Raw genomic sequence first — 15,453 nt, forward strand, 5'->3', positions numbered from 1 at the left:
ATGCCATGGAAACAAGTGAAAAAGAAAATCAAAGTGATAAACAAAAAGCATTAGACATGACAGTCCAATATGTTGAAAAAAGATTTGGGAAAGGTTCTTTAATGCGGTTAGGAGAATCTGGAAGTACCATGCAAGTAGATACTATATCCACAGGCGCACTCACGTTGGATCTTGCTCTCGGGATAGGGGGCATACCTCGTGGAAGAATAATAGAAATTTACGGTCCAGAAGGAGCAGGTAAGACAACACTTGCATTACATATTATCGCTAATGCTCAAAAGAATGGTGGAACAGCTGTATTTATCGATGCTGAGCATGCTCTGGACCCAGTGTATGCAAGAAAGCTGGGTGTCGATGTAGACAACCTTTATATCTCTCAACCAGATTATGGGGAGCAAGCTTTGGAAATTGCTGAAGAACTAAGCAAGAGCGGTGCTGTAGATGTTATTGTTATTGACTCTGTTGCTGCATTAGTTCCAAAGGCAGAATTGGACGGCGAAATTGGTGATTCATTTATGGGTTTGCAGGCTCGTCTCATGTCACAAGCCCTTAGAAAATTGACCGGTATAGCTTCTAAGACCGGTACTGCAATTGTCTTTCTTAACCAACTTAGAGAAAAAGTTGGTATCACGTTTGGAAATCCAGAAGTAACTCCAGGAGGGCGCGCGCTCAAGTTCTTTGCCTCGGCCAGGATTGAACTACGCAAATCAGAAAATATTGGCGGAAGCGGAGATGCCAGTGAAGGTGCGGTAATTAAAGCAAAAATTGTAAAGAACAAATTGGCTCCTCCATTTAGGACGGCCATGTTTGACCTTTATTTTGGAAAAGGGATATCTTGGACGGCTTCCGTGGTAGATGCAGCCATCATTGCTGGTGTTATTCAAAAAAGTGGAAGTTGGTATTCATATAATGACATAAGACTTGGGCAAGGTAAAGATAATGCAGTATCTTTTCTTGAAGAGCACCCAGATAGCCTTTCTGAAATAGAAAAAGCTGTTCGAGGAACTCTACAGGAGCTTCCAGTGGAGAGCGACGAGTAAGTGCATGGATCCTTGCGAAAAAAGCTGGTCTGGAATATTAAGACGTCTTTCGCGTAAAGATTATTCTAAACACGAGTTATTGGAAAAGGTTCCTGATGAATGTAAAGAGTTTGTCAATGAACGCCTCAATTCATACTTTCCGAACTTAGATGAAATGGTTTTGGAAGGTGAAATTAGGCGTGCAGTTAATCATGGAAAAGGTCCATTGTATCTACGAAACCGATTGTGGGAGAGAAAGGTTTCTGCGGATATGGAACTGCTGTTGGATAATGATGATGTTTGGCATAAAAGTTTAGACAATGCTTTACAAAAAGCAAAAAACAAGATTCAAGATAAGGAAAAGATCATTCAGTATTTGTTAAGACAAGGCTTTACGTACGAAATGATTTCACGGTTCATGAAGGAGGTTGATACCTAATGGCGATGATGATATTTGGTTTACTCATAGGCATAGTGGTTGGCGGTGTTTTAGCTTACTTCTACGCTATAAACTCGACGAAATCGAAAGTTCAAAAGATGATAGAGGATGCTCAGTCAGAGGCCTCATCCATTGTAAAAACAGCACGAGAGGAAGAAAAGAAAGCTCAGGAACGCTCTGAGTCGTTGGTAAAGCAAGCTCAAGAACAAGTTTCTTCTATGATTGCTGAGACAAGCAAGGAATTAAAATCGAGGAGAGAACAGCTAGACAAGCTTGAACAACGTCTTTCTCAGAGAGAACAGCAACTGGATAGACGGATGGACTCTATCGAAGCAAAAGAGAAAAGAGCTGAGCAAAAATTGCAACTGGCAGAAGAAAAGCTTAAATCTGCAGAGTCATTTGAGCAAGAAGCTGTTAAGAAGCTCCAGGAGATAGCAAATATGACTACTGATGAAGCAAAACAATTTTTGTTTTCACGATTAGAAGAAGAGTTGAAAGAGGAATTTGGAGAGAAAATAAGGACATTTGAGGAGAATTTCAAAGAAGAAGCTGACAAGAAAGCTTCAGAGCTTATTGTTAGCGCAATGCAACGTCTGACGACCGAAAAGCCTGAAGATCCTGTAATTTCGGTGGTAGAACTTCCTTCAGAAGAAATAAAAGGCCGCATCATAGGTCGTGAAGGAAGAAACATCAGAACCTTTGAACGTATCACAGGCGTGGATCTGATTATCGATGATACACCAGAAGTAGTCGTTGTCTCTTCGTTTGATCCTATTCGAAGAGAAATTGCTCGAAGAACCTTAGAAAAGCTCATAATCGATGGACGTATTCAACCTGCTCGCATAGAGGAAATCTTTGCTAAGGAAAAAGATGCCATTGAGCAAGAAATTGTGGAGGCTGGTGACAAGGCTGTTAGGGACCTTGGTATCAGGGAGATGAATGCGGATCTAAAGCACATCGTTGGCCAATTGAAGTTTAGAACATCATACGGGCAGAATGTCCTGAGTCATTCGGTCGAAGTTGGTTTCCTTGCAGGTATGCTCGCCAGCGAACTTCATCTTGACACACAACTGGCGAAACGTGCTGGTCTATTACATGATATTGGAAAAGCGCTTGACCATAGCATAGAAGGTAGCCACGCACTCATAGGAGCAGACGTAGCCAGAAAATACAGGGAGAATCCTGTGGTAGTGAATGCCATAGCGTCACACCATAATGAAGTCCCTCAGGAAAGCATGTACGCAGTTATAACACAAATTGCTGATGCTATAAGTGCCTCTAGACCAGGCGCACGTAGAGAAAATTATGCGGCTTACATAAAGAGAGTTCAACAGTTGGAAGAAATAGCTAAGGAGTTTGATGGTGTAGAATCAGCTTTTGCGGTTCAAGCGGGAAGAGAAATTCGTGTTATCGTTCATCCTGAAGTTATCGGGGACAATGAAGCATTTGCGTTAGCCCGAGATATTGCTAAAAAGATAGAAGAAGAGCTGATATATCCAGGTCAGATAAAAGTTACTGTAGTACGTGAGACAAGGGTCGCAGAATACGCAAAATGAAGATATTGTTCTTCGGAGACGTGGTCGGGCGGAGTGGTCGCCAAGCACTGAGTCGCCATGTGCAGGATCTAAAGACGTCACTCAATGCAGATGTTGTTGTTGCTAATGGCGAAAACTCCGCTGGAGGTCTCGGAATAAACAGAAAAGCTGTGGAGGAAATCTTAAACTGTGGCGTAGATGTGATTACCACGGGGAATCATGCCTTCCACTGGAAAGAATGGAAAGATGTTTACGAGAATTACCCCATGGTTGTTTTTCCAGCAAATTATCCAGATATGCAAGATCGTTCATGTTATTCAGTGAAGGGTCTAACAGTGATAAATTTACAGGGGAGAGTATTCATGGACTGCATCGATAATCCCTTTTCATCTGTAAAAAATGTTCTGCGTCGTCTTGATAAAGAAACAATAAAGCTGGTAGACTTTCATGCTGAAGCCACAAGTGAAAAAATCGCGATGGGTTATTTCCTTGATGGGCGTGTGGATGCTGTGGTGGGCACACATACCCACGTACAGACTGCTGACGAAAAGATGCTACCAAATGGAACTTTATACATAAGCGACGTGGGTATGACAGGCCCTTACGATAACTCCGTTTTAGGCATGGATAAAGAAGCTGTGATAGGTAAGTTTTTGAATAACAGACCCGTCCGGTATGAGTTAGCGAAAGGGAGAAACATAATAAATGGAGTATTCATAAATATTTCTGATTCCGAACGTTCAATTACTCGTATTTCCTTTTTAGAACAGGGAGAGGATTAATCTTGAAATATTACATCTTTACATATGGCTGCCAGATGAATAAGAACGATAGTGAAATGGTTAGCGGTTTGTTGAAGAGAGCGGGTTGGGAAGAAGCAAGTAACGCTGTTGACAGCGACGTTGTTTTAGTGAATACATGCTCTGTTAGGCTTCATGCTGAAGACAGGGCCATAGGCACTATCTCGGCACTCAAAAAATTGGGCAAAAAAGTAATAGTAATGGGATGCATGGTAGAATCCAGAGGCAAAGAACTTTTAGATCGATTTGCGCATGTCCAGGCTGCCGTTGGCCCTTCTTATGAAGCAAGAATTCCTGAATTGCTAATGAACGGTGATAGGCTGTTGCTCACTGGCGATGAAAGAGTAGATTTCGACGGATATGGACATTCAAGCCGTCAGCAAAAACACTCTGTTTACGTTACCATAATGAAAGGCTGCGATGATTTTTGTACGTATTGCATTGTCCCCTATACCAGAGGTAGAGTGCAATCAAGACCTGCTGAATCTGTTTTAGAAGAGGTTAAAGAATGTGCACAAGCAGGTGCTTCGGAAGTCACATTGCTTGGACAAAACGTGAACGATTACGGAAAAGACATAGAAGGCTGGGATTTCGCCCGCTTGGTAGAAGAGGTAGCAAAAGTCGACGGGATAAAGCGCATACGATTCATGTCTCCACACCCTGCAAATTTCACTAGAGATGACATTCTAAGGCTTACATCCATAGATAAAATGGCACCGTATTATCATTTACCTTTACAATCCGGAGACGATGAAATATTGCGTCTTATGAATCGTAAGTACACCACTGCGCAGTTTGAAGAGCTTGTTCAGTTTATTCGAGAAAGAGTACCAGGAGTGGCTATTGGCACTGACCTCATAGTAGGATTTCCAGGAGAAACAGAAAAACATTTTAGCAATACACTGGAGTTCTTGAAAAAGATGAGGTTTGATGTTATCTATATGGCAATATATTCTCCACGTCCAGGAACTCCTGCCGCAAAGTGGTCTGACCGGTTTGTCCCAGACGAAGTGATGAGGTTACGTTACGACGAAGTCATGAAGTTAGAAGAGGAAATTGCCTATGGTATAAATCAAGAATATGTAAACACACTGCAAAGCGTTCTTATTGATAGGATAGATCAGGAAAATGGAAAATTCATTGGTAGAACAGCAACAAATAAAACGGTCGTTTTCGATGCAAATAACGCACATACGGTAGGAGAGTTTTGTGATGTTTTGATTACCGAAGCGAAGTCATGGGTTCTTTATGGAAAGGCTCCTAATTAGTGTTCTTGGTCCTACCGGTGTCGGTAAGACAAATTTATCTCTTTACCTGACTCAAGAGCTAAAGGCTGCGAACATTATATCCATAGATACGGGAGCTTTTTACAAGGAGACGAGTGTTGGAACTGCAAAGCCTGAAAAAACGTCCATTAGCGTTGTAAAGCATTGGTTTGTCGATTGCCTTTCTTGTTCAGAGCTCTATTCCGTAGGATCATTTGTACAAGACTGCTCAGAAATTATTGAGGATCTTTGGCAGCAGGATATAACGCCTATACTGGTAGCTGGTACACTTTTCTACTACTATGCTCTACTTGGCGAGCGCAGCTATGCGTCGCTAGGTACTGATTACAGTATTAGGTCTGAAGTAGAATCTGATTTAGTGAAGTTTGGTGAATCTTTCTTGAGAAATGAGCTAAAGGCGTATGATCCTTTGAGAGAATCAGAAATAGCTATAGGTGACGAAAGAAGACTCGTTCGCGCTGTGGAAATACTTAGAATGGGCAAGAAACCATCAGAAGCGCAGGTTTATAATAAATTGCGTTTTAATTCAAATATAAAGATAGGTTTGATGATACCGCGAGATCCCTATCGTGAGCGACTTATGCAGAGAGTAAACACCATGATTGAGAAAGGTCTCATTGAGGAAGTTGAGGCTTTATTGAAACAGTTCAATGAAAGTAGCCCTTGTTTAAAACAAATAGGTTATAAGGAAGTGTGCAACTATTTAAAAGGGAATATCTCAAGTGTTGAAGAACTCAAGCAGAGAATATTCTACAGACACTGGGATTATGCTAGAAAGCAAATGAAATGGCTTAAGAAGGATGACAGCATTACTTGGTTTGATGCTTCTCAGCCCTTTGATGATCTTTGTGAGGAGGTCACAGTTTATGTTAGACGCACTTTGGACAATAGCACAGGTAAATTACAATAGGCTTCTCGATGCATTTCGTGCTGTAAGGCTCTCCGAATCAGATTTATGGGGATCCACAGGTTATGGTTTAGATGATCTAGGTAGAGATAAATTGGAAAACGTGTATTTTTTGTACTTTGGAGCAGAGGACGCATTGGTTCGGCCGAACATCTCATCTGGGACACATGCATCGTATCTTGTAGCATCGAGCTTGGGTTTAAAGGATAAATCGGTCTTATTTACACCGTTCGAACCGTATGATAGCGTTTTTGAAAATATAAGACCTTTGTTGGGGAAATGGTCTGTTTGGAATGGCCAAGACAATTCAAAGGCTGATGTCCTTTGGCTACAGCGTTCTGGGGGATATCGCTGGTTTGAAGGATTAAACATTACGCAAATGCAAACCATTATTGAGCGTTTTCATAGCATCAATCCTAACGGCATCGTTGTCGTTGATAATTGCTATGGAGAATTTGTTGAAGAAAAAGAACCTACTCATGTGGGAGCTGATCTTTGCTTTGGTTCTCTCATTAAGAACCCCGGAGGAACAATAACTCCTACCGGAGCTTATGTTGTAGGAAAGCAGGCATTGGTGGAACGAGTTAGTAAAACACTCTTTGGGCCAGCGTTGGCAGATGAGCAGGGTGCGACAGGGCCTTTTCTCCATTCGGCGTTTCATGGGCTATTCTTGGCACCACTACTTGTATACAATAGCTTGGTGTCGAAAGAAAAACTTGTAGACAAGCTTCCTAATGCTCTAGAAGAGCGTTTCCCATTTTCAGACATCATCGTTAGAACACGTTGGGAAACAAAAGAGAAAATGATCTCCGCTGCTCAACTTATTCAGCATGTAGGACCGGTTAACAGTTATGTAACTTTAGAACCTTTTGCTATGGGCGGCTATAAGGATCCTATCGTAATGGCATGGACTGGCTTTGTGCAAGGAGAATCACTATCCTTAAGCGCCGATGGTACTGTTTCAGAACCTTTTGAATTGTTTATTCAGCCCGGTGTTAATCCTTTTATAATTGAAGAACTGTCTGCAAAGTTGAACTCAATCGTTTAGTATGGTATTATATATTCCAGTTGGGTGCGTAGCTCAGTGGTAGAGCGCTACTCTGACACAGTAGAGGTCGAAGGTCCGATTCCTTCCGCACCCACCATTTATCTGCTATTGGGGTGATGTGAATGGACTCCGTGAAAATTGATGTGAATCCTGGCGAAATGTACAGTGTGCAAGAGTTAATTTCTAAGGCTAGCATAGATGCATTTGGAATTATTACAAATGGCCTTTTATATATCACCGGAGAATCTACCATATTGGGTGATGATCTTGAATTTGTCAGCAAAGAGGAAGCCTTAGAAATCCTCAGACATTCAACTGCTCACTTAATGGCTCAGGCCGTCAAACATTTATTTCCTAATGTGAAGCTTGGCGTTGGGCCATCTATTGAGAATGGCTTCTATTATGATATGCTCGTTCCTAGCGGAATGACTGAAGCTGATTTAGAGCGTATAGAAAAAGAGATGCAAAACATAGCAGAGCAAAAGCTACCTGTGGAAAGACGTTTCGTCACGAAGGTGGAAGCAAAAGAGCTATTCGAATCGAGAGGAGAAACGTTTAAAGTTGAAATTCTTGATGACATAGCTGATGAAACAGTTAGCATATATTCACAGGGAGATTATGTTGATCTTTGCAGAGGTCCACACGTTAATAATACGGGTCTTATAAAACACTTCAAACTGCTAAATATTAGTGGCGCTTACTGGCGCGGGGACGAGAAACGTGAACAACTAACAAGGATTTACGGCACGTCTTTCTGGTCTGAAGAAGAACTTGAACAGTTCTTACACAACCTTGAAGAGGCAGACAAGAGAGATCACCGGAAGCTTGGCAAGCAAATGGATCTTTTTTCTATAAATGAAGACATTGGACCTGGGCTCATACTGTGGCATCCAAATGGAGCTATAGTAAGAAAAGAAATAGAGGATTATTGGCGAGAAACGCACATAAAACAAGGTTATCAACTTGTTTTCACTCCTCACGTAGCTAGGACAAAACTGTGGGAAATATCTGGGCATTTGTCTTTCTACAAAGAAAACATGTTCCCTTCAATGGAGCTGGAAAACCAATCTTATTTGGTAAAGCCCATGAATTGCCCATTCCATGTACAGATCTATAAGACGAGGACGCGAAGTTATAAGGAGATGCCTATACGCTTTGCAGAGCTGGGTACCGTTTATCGTTTCGAAAGAAGCGGTGTTCTGCATGGACTTTTGAGAGTAAGAGGATTTACTCAGGATGATGCTCATATCTTCTGCACACGCGATCAAGTACAAGAAGAAGTGGAAAGCGTCTTAGATATGGCATTAGATATGAATAGGTTGTTCGGTTTTGAAGACCTAAAAGTTGAATTATCAGTGCGTGATTCGAAACACAAAGATAAGTATGTTGGTGATGATGACGTTTGGGAATTAGCGGAATCTGCTTTGGCTAATGCATTAAGAGCGAAGGACCTGAAGTTCACAGTTGAGGAAGGCGAAGCCAAGTTCTACGGGCCGGCTATTGACATAAAGGTTGGAGATGCATTAGGCCGTTATTGGCAAGGGCCCACAATTCAGGTGGATTTCAATTTACCTCGACGTTTTGAGATGAAATATACTGGTCCTGATGGTCTTGAGCACGAACCAGTCATGATACACAGAACACTTCTTGGTTCTATGGAGAGATTTTTTGCCCTCCTTATAGAACAATATGCGGGTTGGTTCCCCTTGTGGGTTGCTCCTGAACAGGTCCGTGTGGTGCCGATTACTGAAGAGCAGATGCCTTTCGCTTCTGAGGTCGCTCGAGAACTGCAAATGTTTAGAGTGACATTGGATACTGATACTGGCTCCAAGCTTGGCTATCGTGTAAGAAAGGCACAAAATGATAAAGTTCCTTACATTCTGGTGATTGGTAAAAAAGAAGTAGAATCGAATTGTGTTTCGGTAAGGCATGGAGTGAAAGGCGACCTCGGTCAAATGAGCGTCGAAGAGTTAAAGAATAACCTAAGCGAAGAAATTGAAAAGAAAGTTCATTTATGAAAACATTAGCAAACATAGAAGTCGCAATAGACTCTAACATTTACAAGGTCGGTTGGAAAAGTTTCCCTGATTCTTCTGCGCCAGAACGTCATGTTGTGGTTATCGGTAAGAGCGATCGTCTTGTGAATATTCTGTTGGACGAGTTTAGTAATTGCGAAGATATCGACTGTTTGAAAAAAGCAGCTGAGTTCTATGATGATGAAGCATGGCTATTACTTGAAGTAAACGGGACAAACCTTTTTGTAATTAACAACTCTAATTTGGTACTTTACCATGAGCAGGCGGGAAAAACCACTTGCCTGACAGACCCGCTATTTGATTTTACGCACAGGCTTACATGGCAGGATGAGGATGGATCACGAGTTAAAACGGTGAGCCAAGCTGTTATCAATAGTGATGATGTGATTCGTATTGAAGAAAATGGCTTGCGAATCGGGAGAATTATTGTTAAGTATATTGAAGAGCTTTATGCTGAAGAATCATTAGAAGAACAGGTTGCAGTTCCTGTCCATGTAAATAGGCTGAGGTCTAAGACGGGTCCTTACGTGTTGGTTGCCTTGATAGCGTTAGTAATCGTAGGCCTGGTTTTTGGACTCCATGGTTCTCGTTTCCTAGTTTTGAGTAAACCTTCAGAGAATAATGTGACCGAAACACCGACAACATCTTCAACGGACATTACTGCCGGCGTGCTTGATATGGTGAAAACAGCAACGAAAGCTCAATTAGGTTCTATTACAGGCAAATGGGTAAGCACAAGTTCAACACAGTGGTATGTTTCTGACGGATCTTACATTTACAGCAGTTATGGTAAGAACGCTGTCGGAACTTCCAAGGGATTGTTCATCGGTAAGCTATGGTATGTTGATACAGTTTGGTATCTGCAATATAGCGAAGGCATGATGCATTTAACTTCTCTAAAAGGAAACAAAATCTCCCTTACGGGAACAGACAAGACAGATTTCGACGCTGTGCGTGACTTTACTGCGTTCTCGTCTGAAACTACTGCAACAGCTATGGTTGTTAAGGACAATGGTGTTGAGGTTTTCAGTGGACAGAACTACCTTGCTCCGGTGAAAACGATAAGCTACCCGAGTGGTTACAAACTCATAGGTGCCATAAAACGAAAACCGTTAACTTTGCTACTTGGAAATGGAACTGATTTACGTATTATGCAGGTTGGAAATGGCGTATTGACGAGCGTGGGAACAGCAGAAAAAGCTGATTGGGCGATGATATCCGGGAATCAGGTGTATACTATTACGGGTAGTGTTCTACATACTCAATCGGTAGATTTTTTGCTGCCATTTAATTCTGCTAATATAGCTTCTGTGGATGGTATGGATGTATTACTAAAGCAGCCATGTCAATTACTAGAATTAAGACCTTAATACTTATAAGGAGGTAGATATTCCATGAATATTCCAGAAGGTTTAAAGTACTCTAAAGAGCATGAGTGGGTCAAGGTTTTAGATGGAACTAAGGTGATGGTTGGTGTTACTGATTTCGCTCAGGATGAACTAGGTGATATTGTTTTTGTGAATCTACCTACACCAGGCCAAACAGTGAATACAGGAGACACATTGGCATCTCTCGAGTCCGTGAAATCCGCAAGCGATGTGTATTCCCCTGTTAGTGGAAAAGTCGTTGAAATTAATGAAAAGCTGAAAAACACGCCAGAGGCAATTAACGATGACCCTTATGGCGAAGGTTGGATAGCCGTAATTGAATTGCAAGATGTGAGTGTTCTTGATTCGCTGATGAATTCCGAAGATTACAAGAAATTCATTGGTGAGTAAGTAGCACAGGTTCTTAGGAGGGACATAGGTGGACTTAGTCACTATTCAAAAAGAGATCCAAAATAAGAAGATTTTTGAGCTACGCCAAATTGCTAACCAGTTGGGCATAAAAAATGTGAAAAATATGACCAAGCAAGAGTTAACTGATGCGATTTTAAAAGTTGCTGAAGCAGAGTTAGAAAGTCAAGGTACTAAAGAGCAAGAACGTCGCCCTGCAGCTGAGCCTGTTCATCAGCAAGTGGAGACGCAGCGTGAAGAAGAACATGTTAGCGCTGTGCAGGGAACAACAACAGCAACCTCTGAACGCCGAGGTGCTGGTATATTATATTTTCCTGATGAACAGCAGGGGTATGCTCTTTTAAAAAACAAGTTTGGACCGACAGGGATAGACATCTATTTATCTATTTCACAAGCCCGGAAGTTCAGATTAAGAGAAGGAGATTATGTCGAGGGCATAATAAGGCCTCCGAGAGAGAAAGAAAAATATCCTGCAATTCTTCGTATCGAAAAAGTGAACGGGATACCTGTCGAAAGAATAGGAGATCGGGTAAAATTTGATGAACTTGTACCTGTGTTCCCTCACGAACGATTTAACTTATACTTGGGTCCGCAGGAAGTTACCAATCGTATGATAGACCTCTTCTCACCGATCGGAAAAGGACAAAGGGGTCTCATTGTCGCTCCGCCAAAAGCTGGCAAGACAACTATAATGAAAAAAATTGCCCAAGCTGTTACCACGAATCATCCTGAAGTGCACGTCATAATCTTACTCGTGGATGAACGCCCAGAAGAAGTAACGGATATGATTCGATCTGTTCCTGCTGCTGAGGTTGTGGCTTCTACATTTGATCTTCCACCTGAAAATCATATCCAAGTCGCCCACATTGTTCTTGAAAGGGCTAAACGATTGGTAGAACTTGGAAAAGATGTTGTAATTTTACTTGATGGAATTACGCGATTGACAAGAGCATATAATCTTGTAATACCGCCATCAGGGAGAACGCTATCAGGTGGCCTTGATCCAGCATCCATAAGGGGACCGAAACACTTCTTTGGAGCAGCTAGAAAGGTAGAAAGTGGTGGTAGTTTGACCATATTGGCCACTGCTCTTGTGGAAACAGGGTCAAGAATGGACGAGGTAATTTTTGAAGAATTCAAGGGAACGGGAAATATGGAGCTAATTCTTGATAGAAAACTTGCAGAGCGCAGGCTATTCCCAGCTATAGACATAAAGCGTTCTGGAACAAGGCATGAGGAAAAGTTATACACACCTGAAGAGTTGGATGCTATTTGGAAGCTGAGAAGAGCTATTGCAGGCCAGGAACTGGAAAATGCTGTAGAGGAAGTCATCAAGTTTCTTGGTAGAACCAAAGACAATAGTGAGTTCCTTGATCAGATAAATAGGCTTCAAATTCTTTAAAAAAGGAGCCAAATGTGGGGAGCGCAAGAGTAAAACTAATAAGTTACACACCTGAACCAGAGAAAGTGGTAGCGTACGCTGCGCGTATATGTTACAGCTCTGAAGACCCTTTCGAACTGTACGATCAGTTGTCTGAAGATCAGATTGCCCGAAGCATTAAGACCGTTAAGAAACGTGGCCACTTAAGTGTTTTAGAGCATGTAAGTTTTACGTTCGTTATCGATGGATGTTCCCGCGTATGTACACATCAATTAGTTAGGCATCGACTGGCATCTTATTCTCAGCGTTCCCAGCGTTATGTTAATCAGGAGAAAGAAGATTTTGTTATACCTCCCACGATAAAGGAAAATGCTGATGCTGTAGCGCTGTTTCAAGAACACTTGCAATCAAGCAAACGTTTGTATGAACAATTTCTCTCCCTTGGTATACCGAAGGAGGATGCACGTTTTATCTTACCTCAAAGCGTGAAAACAACTATAGTAGTTACTATGAATGCACGGGAGCTGTTGCACTTCTTCGCTCTGAGAACATGTAAAAGAGCCCAGTGGGAGATACAAGAGGTAGCAATGCTCATGCTTAATGAGGTAAGACCGCTGGCTCCGATACTATTCGAAGATGCAGGTCCTTCTTGCATTAGCATGGGTCAATGTCCTGAAGGCAACGAAAAGTGTTATGAAGAGGTATCTAAGCAATGGAAATAGTGACACAGGATGGATGGTTAGAAGTTATCACAGGTTGCATGTTTTCTGGAAAAACTGAAGAACTGGTCCGCCGTCTGAGGCGTGCAGTTATTGCGCGCAAGAAAACAGTTGCTATAAAACCAACCATTGATACACGTTATGATTTGATGGCTGTGGTATCCCATTCAGGCTTCAGTTTCAATGCGATCCCCATAGGTGATCCGAAAACAATTCTTTCCATTTCTAAAGATGCCGAAGTTGTAGGCATTGATGAATCCCAATTCTTTACAATCGATTTGATTCCGGTAATTCAAGAGCTTTTGCAAGAGAAGAAACGTGTCATAGTGGCTGGGTTGGACTTAGATTTCCGTGGCGAACCTTTCGGGATAATGCCTAACTTACTTGCGCTAGCTGACGAAGCAATGAAACTTCATGCCATATGTAGCGTTTGCGGCAATATTGCCACAAAGACACAACGACTTATAGATGGGAAACCGGCTCGTTATGACGATCCCACTATTTTAGTCGGCGGATTAGAATCGTATGAAGCCAGGTGTAATCTTCATCATGAAGTACCTGGCAAAACGCTTACACTTTTCAAGGAGTGATGGTTACTTATGGCTCTCGATAATATAATGGACAGCATACTACAAAGGTATGATTTTCTCAATAAAGAGTTGGAGAATCCAGCTATTGCATCTGATCCAGAAAAAATAATGAACCTTATGAAAGAAAAAAGTCAAATAGAGCCATTAGTTCAGCAGGTTCTGGAATATAAGAAATTACTCAGAGATCTTGAATCGACAAGGTCAATCATAGAAGAAACAGATGATCCAGACTTGAAAGCCATGGCTGAAGAAGAGATAGAAAGACTTCAAGCAGCACTTCCAGAGAAAGAAAAACAACTAAAGCTCTTGCTTGTAGAGCCAGATCCCATGGATGAAAAACCAGTTGTCGTCGAAATAAGAGCAGGTGTAGGTGGGGAAGAGGCAGCTCTTTTCGCTGGGGACCTTTTTAGAATGTACACACGCTACGCCGAACGCAAAAACTGGAAAATAGAACTAATAGATGCTAACCCGACCGACCTGGGCGGTTTCAAAGAAGTCGTGTTTTCTGTAGAAGGAGATCGTGTTTATTCAAGAATGAAATATGAATCCGGTGTTCATAGGGTACAGAGAATACCTGAAACGGAATCCTCTGGACGCATTCATACTTCTACTGCAACCGTGGCTGTACTCCCTGAGGTAGACGAAGTAGAAGTGGAAGTAAAGGATGAAGATTTGGAAATCGATACTTTTAGGGCTGGTGGACATGGCGGACAGAACGTTCAAAAGAACGAAACGGCTGTCCGTATAAGGCATAAACCCACCGGAATTGTGGTAACTTGTCAGGATGAGCGCTCTCAGCTGCAAAATAAGATGAAAGCCATGAAGGTTTTAAGGGCGAAACTTTATGAGAGAACATTGGAAGAGCGTCAGAAGAACATGTCTAGCTTTAGGCGTTCTTTGATTGGATCGGCTGAGAGGGGAGAAAAAATACGTACTTACAATTATCTTCAAAATCGCGTTACTGACCACAGAATTAATTTCACTATTTACTACCTTGACCGTTTCTTAGACGGCGACTTAGATGAGATGATAGATGCACTAGAGTCTGCTGATCGGGAGAACCGGCTATTAGAAATGGATGAAAGCGCTTGATCTGTTTAGTTTACTCAAGCGTTCTGATTCATCTAACGCGCTTCAGGACGCAACTATTCTTAATTTAATAGAATACTGCTTTCATATACCTAAGGCAAAGGTGTTCTCTAATAGCGATGTGTCTCCAAACACAAAAGAGCTTGACAGAGTTGTGTATTTGCTGCGAGAAAGAGTTCCGTTCGCATACATAACAGGCAGGGAATCTTTTTATGGAAGAGAGTTCTTTATAACTCCTGGAGTGTTTATTCCCCGTAACGAGACCGAAATTCTAGTCGAAGAGGCACTGAAAGCACCTTTTGAAAAGGTGCTTGACTACGGAAGTGGAAGTGGTGCCATATGCGTCACACTGCTTTTGGAAAATGACAAAAGTACTGCAACAGCAGTGGAAATATCACATGTAGGTTGTCTATGTACGTACTCTAATGCAGAGAAATTCAATGTAAGTAACAGGCTTACTCTTCTTACCAGCTTACCTGATAAGGGCATATTTGATTTGATTGTTTCAAATCCACCCTACGTAGATTTTAAATCACTCCAGAACGTAGATGAAAGTGTTAAACTTTTTGAACCAATGCAAGCCGTATTTCATGAAAATCCCACCAGCGTATATAACGACCTTCTCATTTATGGCAAAGAGCATCTTAGTAAGCACGGAAGAATTGTCTTTGAAATAGATGATGACTTAACTCCACAGATAGTTGACTTGGCTTTATCTCTGGGTTTTGATTGTTCGCTTACGAGAGACTTTTCTAATCTTAACAGAATAGCTGTTATTACCCCCCGATCATTCACGTAGTTACATCGT

At 41.8% G+C, this 15,453-nt stretch carries 15 protein-coding genes and 1 tRNA gene; all 16 read left to right on the forward strand.

What is annotated here, in order from left to right; all coding sequences use genetic code 11:
• The first annotated feature begins 5 nt into the window (after positions 1-5).
• On the forward strand, positions 6-1,040 hold the full coding sequence (recA, locus tag D890_RS0103460) for a recombinase RecA (protein WP_018963136.1): 1,035 nt from the start codon (positions 6-8) through the stop codon (positions 1,038-1,040).
• A 4-nt stretch (positions 1,041-1,044) separates the two neighbouring features.
• Positions 1,045-1,458, forward strand: a complete 414-nt coding sequence (locus D890_RS0103465; protein ID WP_018963137.1) for a RecX family transcriptional regulator — start codon at positions 1,045-1,047, stop codon at positions 1,456-1,458.
• Positions 1,458-3,014 (forward strand): ribonuclease Y, encoded by a 1,557-nt coding sequence (gene rny / locus D890_RS0103470; RefSeq protein ID WP_018963138.1) that lies wholly within the window; start codon positions 1,458-1,460, stop codon positions 3,012-3,014. Before D890_RS0103465 ends, rny begins: the two co-directional genes overlap by 1 nt.
• Positions 3,011-3,775, forward strand: coding sequence for a TIGR00282 family metallophosphoesterase (locus tag D890_RS0103475; protein ID WP_018963139.1), 765 nt, complete (start codon positions 3,011-3,013; stop codon positions 3,773-3,775). The genes rny and D890_RS0103475 overlap by 4 nt, the downstream gene beginning before the upstream one ends.
• A gap of 2 nt (positions 3,776-3,777) precedes the next feature.
• On the forward strand, positions 3,778-5,061 hold the full coding sequence (gene miaB / locus D890_RS0103480; protein ID WP_018963140.1) for a tRNA (N6-isopentenyl adenosine(37)-C2)-methylthiotransferase MiaB: 1,284 nt from the start codon (positions 3,778-3,780) through the stop codon (positions 5,059-5,061).
• On the forward strand, positions 5,042-5,989 hold the full coding sequence (gene miaA, locus D890_RS0103485; protein WP_018963141.1) for a tRNA (adenosine(37)-N6)-dimethylallyltransferase MiaA: 948 nt from the start codon (positions 5,042-5,044) through the stop codon (positions 5,987-5,989). Before miaB ends, miaA begins: the two co-directional genes overlap by 20 nt.
• Positions 5,946-7,034 (forward strand): methionine gamma-lyase family protein, encoded by a 1,089-nt coding sequence (locus tag D890_RS0103490; RefSeq protein ID WP_018963142.1) that lies wholly within the window; start codon positions 5,946-5,948, stop codon positions 7,032-7,034. Before miaA ends, D890_RS0103490 begins: the two co-directional genes overlap by 44 nt.
• 22 nt (positions 7,035-7,056) lie before the next feature.
• Positions 7,057-7,131: transfer RNA gene (locus tag D890_RS0103495), tRNA-Val, on the forward strand.
• Positions 7,132-7,156: 25 nt separating this feature from the next.
• Positions 7,157-9,052 carry a threonine--tRNA ligase gene (gene thrS / locus D890_RS0103500; RefSeq protein WP_018963143.1) on the forward strand — a complete coding sequence of 632 codons (1,896 nt, stop codon included), beginning with the start codon at positions 7,157-7,159 and terminating at the stop codon, positions 9,050-9,052.
• Positions 9,049-10,440, forward strand: a complete 1,392-nt coding sequence (locus D890_RS0103505) for a hypothetical protein (RefSeq protein WP_018963144.1) — start codon at positions 9,049-9,051, stop codon at positions 10,438-10,440. The genes thrS and D890_RS0103505 overlap by 4 nt, the downstream gene beginning before the upstream one ends.
• Positions 10,441-10,464: 24 nt before the next feature.
• The gene (gene gcvH, locus D890_RS0103510; protein WP_018963145.1) at positions 10,465-10,848 is read left to right on the forward strand and encodes a glycine cleavage system protein GcvH; all 384 of its coding nucleotides are present in this window, start codon (positions 10,465-10,467) and stop codon (positions 10,846-10,848) included.
• A gap of 28 nt (positions 10,849-10,876) precedes the next feature.
• Positions 10,877-12,268, forward strand: coding sequence for a transcription termination factor Rho (rho, locus tag D890_RS0103515; protein ID WP_018963146.1), 1,392 nt, complete (start codon positions 10,877-10,879; stop codon positions 12,266-12,268).
• Between the two features lie 14 nt (positions 12,269-12,282).
• Positions 12,283-12,969 carry an FAD-dependent thymidylate synthase gene (thyX, locus tag D890_RS0103520; RefSeq protein ID WP_018963147.1) on the forward strand — a complete coding sequence of 229 codons (687 nt, stop codon included), beginning with the start codon at positions 12,283-12,285 and terminating at the stop codon, positions 12,967-12,969.
• A complete protein-coding gene (locus D890_RS0103525; protein ID WP_018963148.1) occupies positions 12,960-13,556 on the forward strand; it encodes a thymidine kinase in 597 nt (198 codons plus the stop codon). Before thyX ends, D890_RS0103525 begins: the two co-directional genes overlap by 10 nt.
• Positions 13,557-13,565: 9 nt before the next feature.
• Entirely contained in the window at positions 13,566-14,648 is a 1,083-nt protein-coding gene (prfA, locus tag D890_RS0103530; protein ID WP_018963149.1) for a peptide chain release factor 1, read from the forward strand.
• The gene (locus D890_RS0103535) at positions 14,635-15,444 is read left to right on the forward strand and encodes a N5-glutamine methyltransferase family protein (protein ID WP_018963150.1); all 810 of its coding nucleotides are present in this window, start codon (positions 14,635-14,637) and stop codon (positions 15,442-15,444) included. Before prfA ends, D890_RS0103535 begins: the two co-directional genes overlap by 14 nt.
• Positions 15,445-15,453 lie beyond the last annotated feature (9 nt).

Origin of the sequence: Coprothermobacter platensis DSM 11748 (assembly GCF_000378005.1) — a bacterium.
In the GTDB taxonomy this organism is placed as follows: domain Bacteria; phylum Coprothermobacterota; class Coprothermobacteria; order Coprothermobacterales; family Coprothermobacteraceae; genus Coprothermobacter; species Coprothermobacter platensis.

What these genes read in the sequence shown, in the direction of transcription:
- miaA (WP_018963141.1), top strand. Translation starts at nt 5,042, where the DNA reads ATGGAAAGGCTCCTAATTAGTGTTCTTGGTCCTACCGGTGTCGGTAAG.
- D890_RS0103475 (WP_018963139.1), top strand. Translation starts at nt 3,011, where the DNA reads ATGAAGATATTGTTCTTCGGAGACGTGGTCGGGCGGAGTGGTCGCCAA.
- D890_RS0103465 (WP_018963137.1), top strand. Translation starts at nt 1,045, where the DNA reads ATGGATCCTTGCGAAAAAAGCTGGTCTGGAATATTAAGACGTCTTTCG.
- prfA (WP_018963149.1), top strand. Translation starts at nt 13,566, where the DNA reads ATGGCTCTCGATAATATAATGGACAGCATACTACAAAGGTATGATTTT.
- rny (WP_018963138.1), top strand. Translation starts at nt 1,458, where the DNA reads ATGGCGATGATGATATTTGGTTTACTCATAGGCATAGTGGTTGGCGGT.
- recA (WP_018963136.1), top strand. Translation starts at nt 6, where the DNA reads ATGGAAACAAGTGAAAAAGAAAATCAAAGTGATAAACAAAAAGCATTA.
- D890_RS0103525 (WP_018963148.1), top strand. Translation starts at nt 12,960, where the DNA reads ATGGAAATAGTGACACAGGATGGATGGTTAGAAGTTATCACAGGTTGC.
- thrS (WP_018963143.1), top strand. Translation starts at nt 7,157, where the DNA reads ATGGACTCCGTGAAAATTGATGTGAATCCTGGCGAAATGTACAGTGTG.
- D890_RS0103490 (WP_018963142.1), top strand. Translation starts at nt 5,946, where the DNA reads ATGTTAGACGCACTTTGGACAATAGCACAGGTAAATTACAATAGGCTT.
- D890_RS0103535 (WP_018963150.1), top strand. Translation starts at nt 14,635, where the DNA reads ATGAAAGCGCTTGATCTGTTTAGTTTACTCAAGCGTTCTGATTCATCT.
- gcvH (WP_018963145.1), top strand. Translation starts at nt 10,465, where the DNA reads ATGAATATTCCAGAAGGTTTAAAGTACTCTAAAGAGCATGAGTGGGTC.
- D890_RS0103505 (WP_018963144.1), top strand. Translation starts at nt 9,049, where the DNA reads ATGAAAACATTAGCAAACATAGAAGTCGCAATAGACTCTAACATTTAC.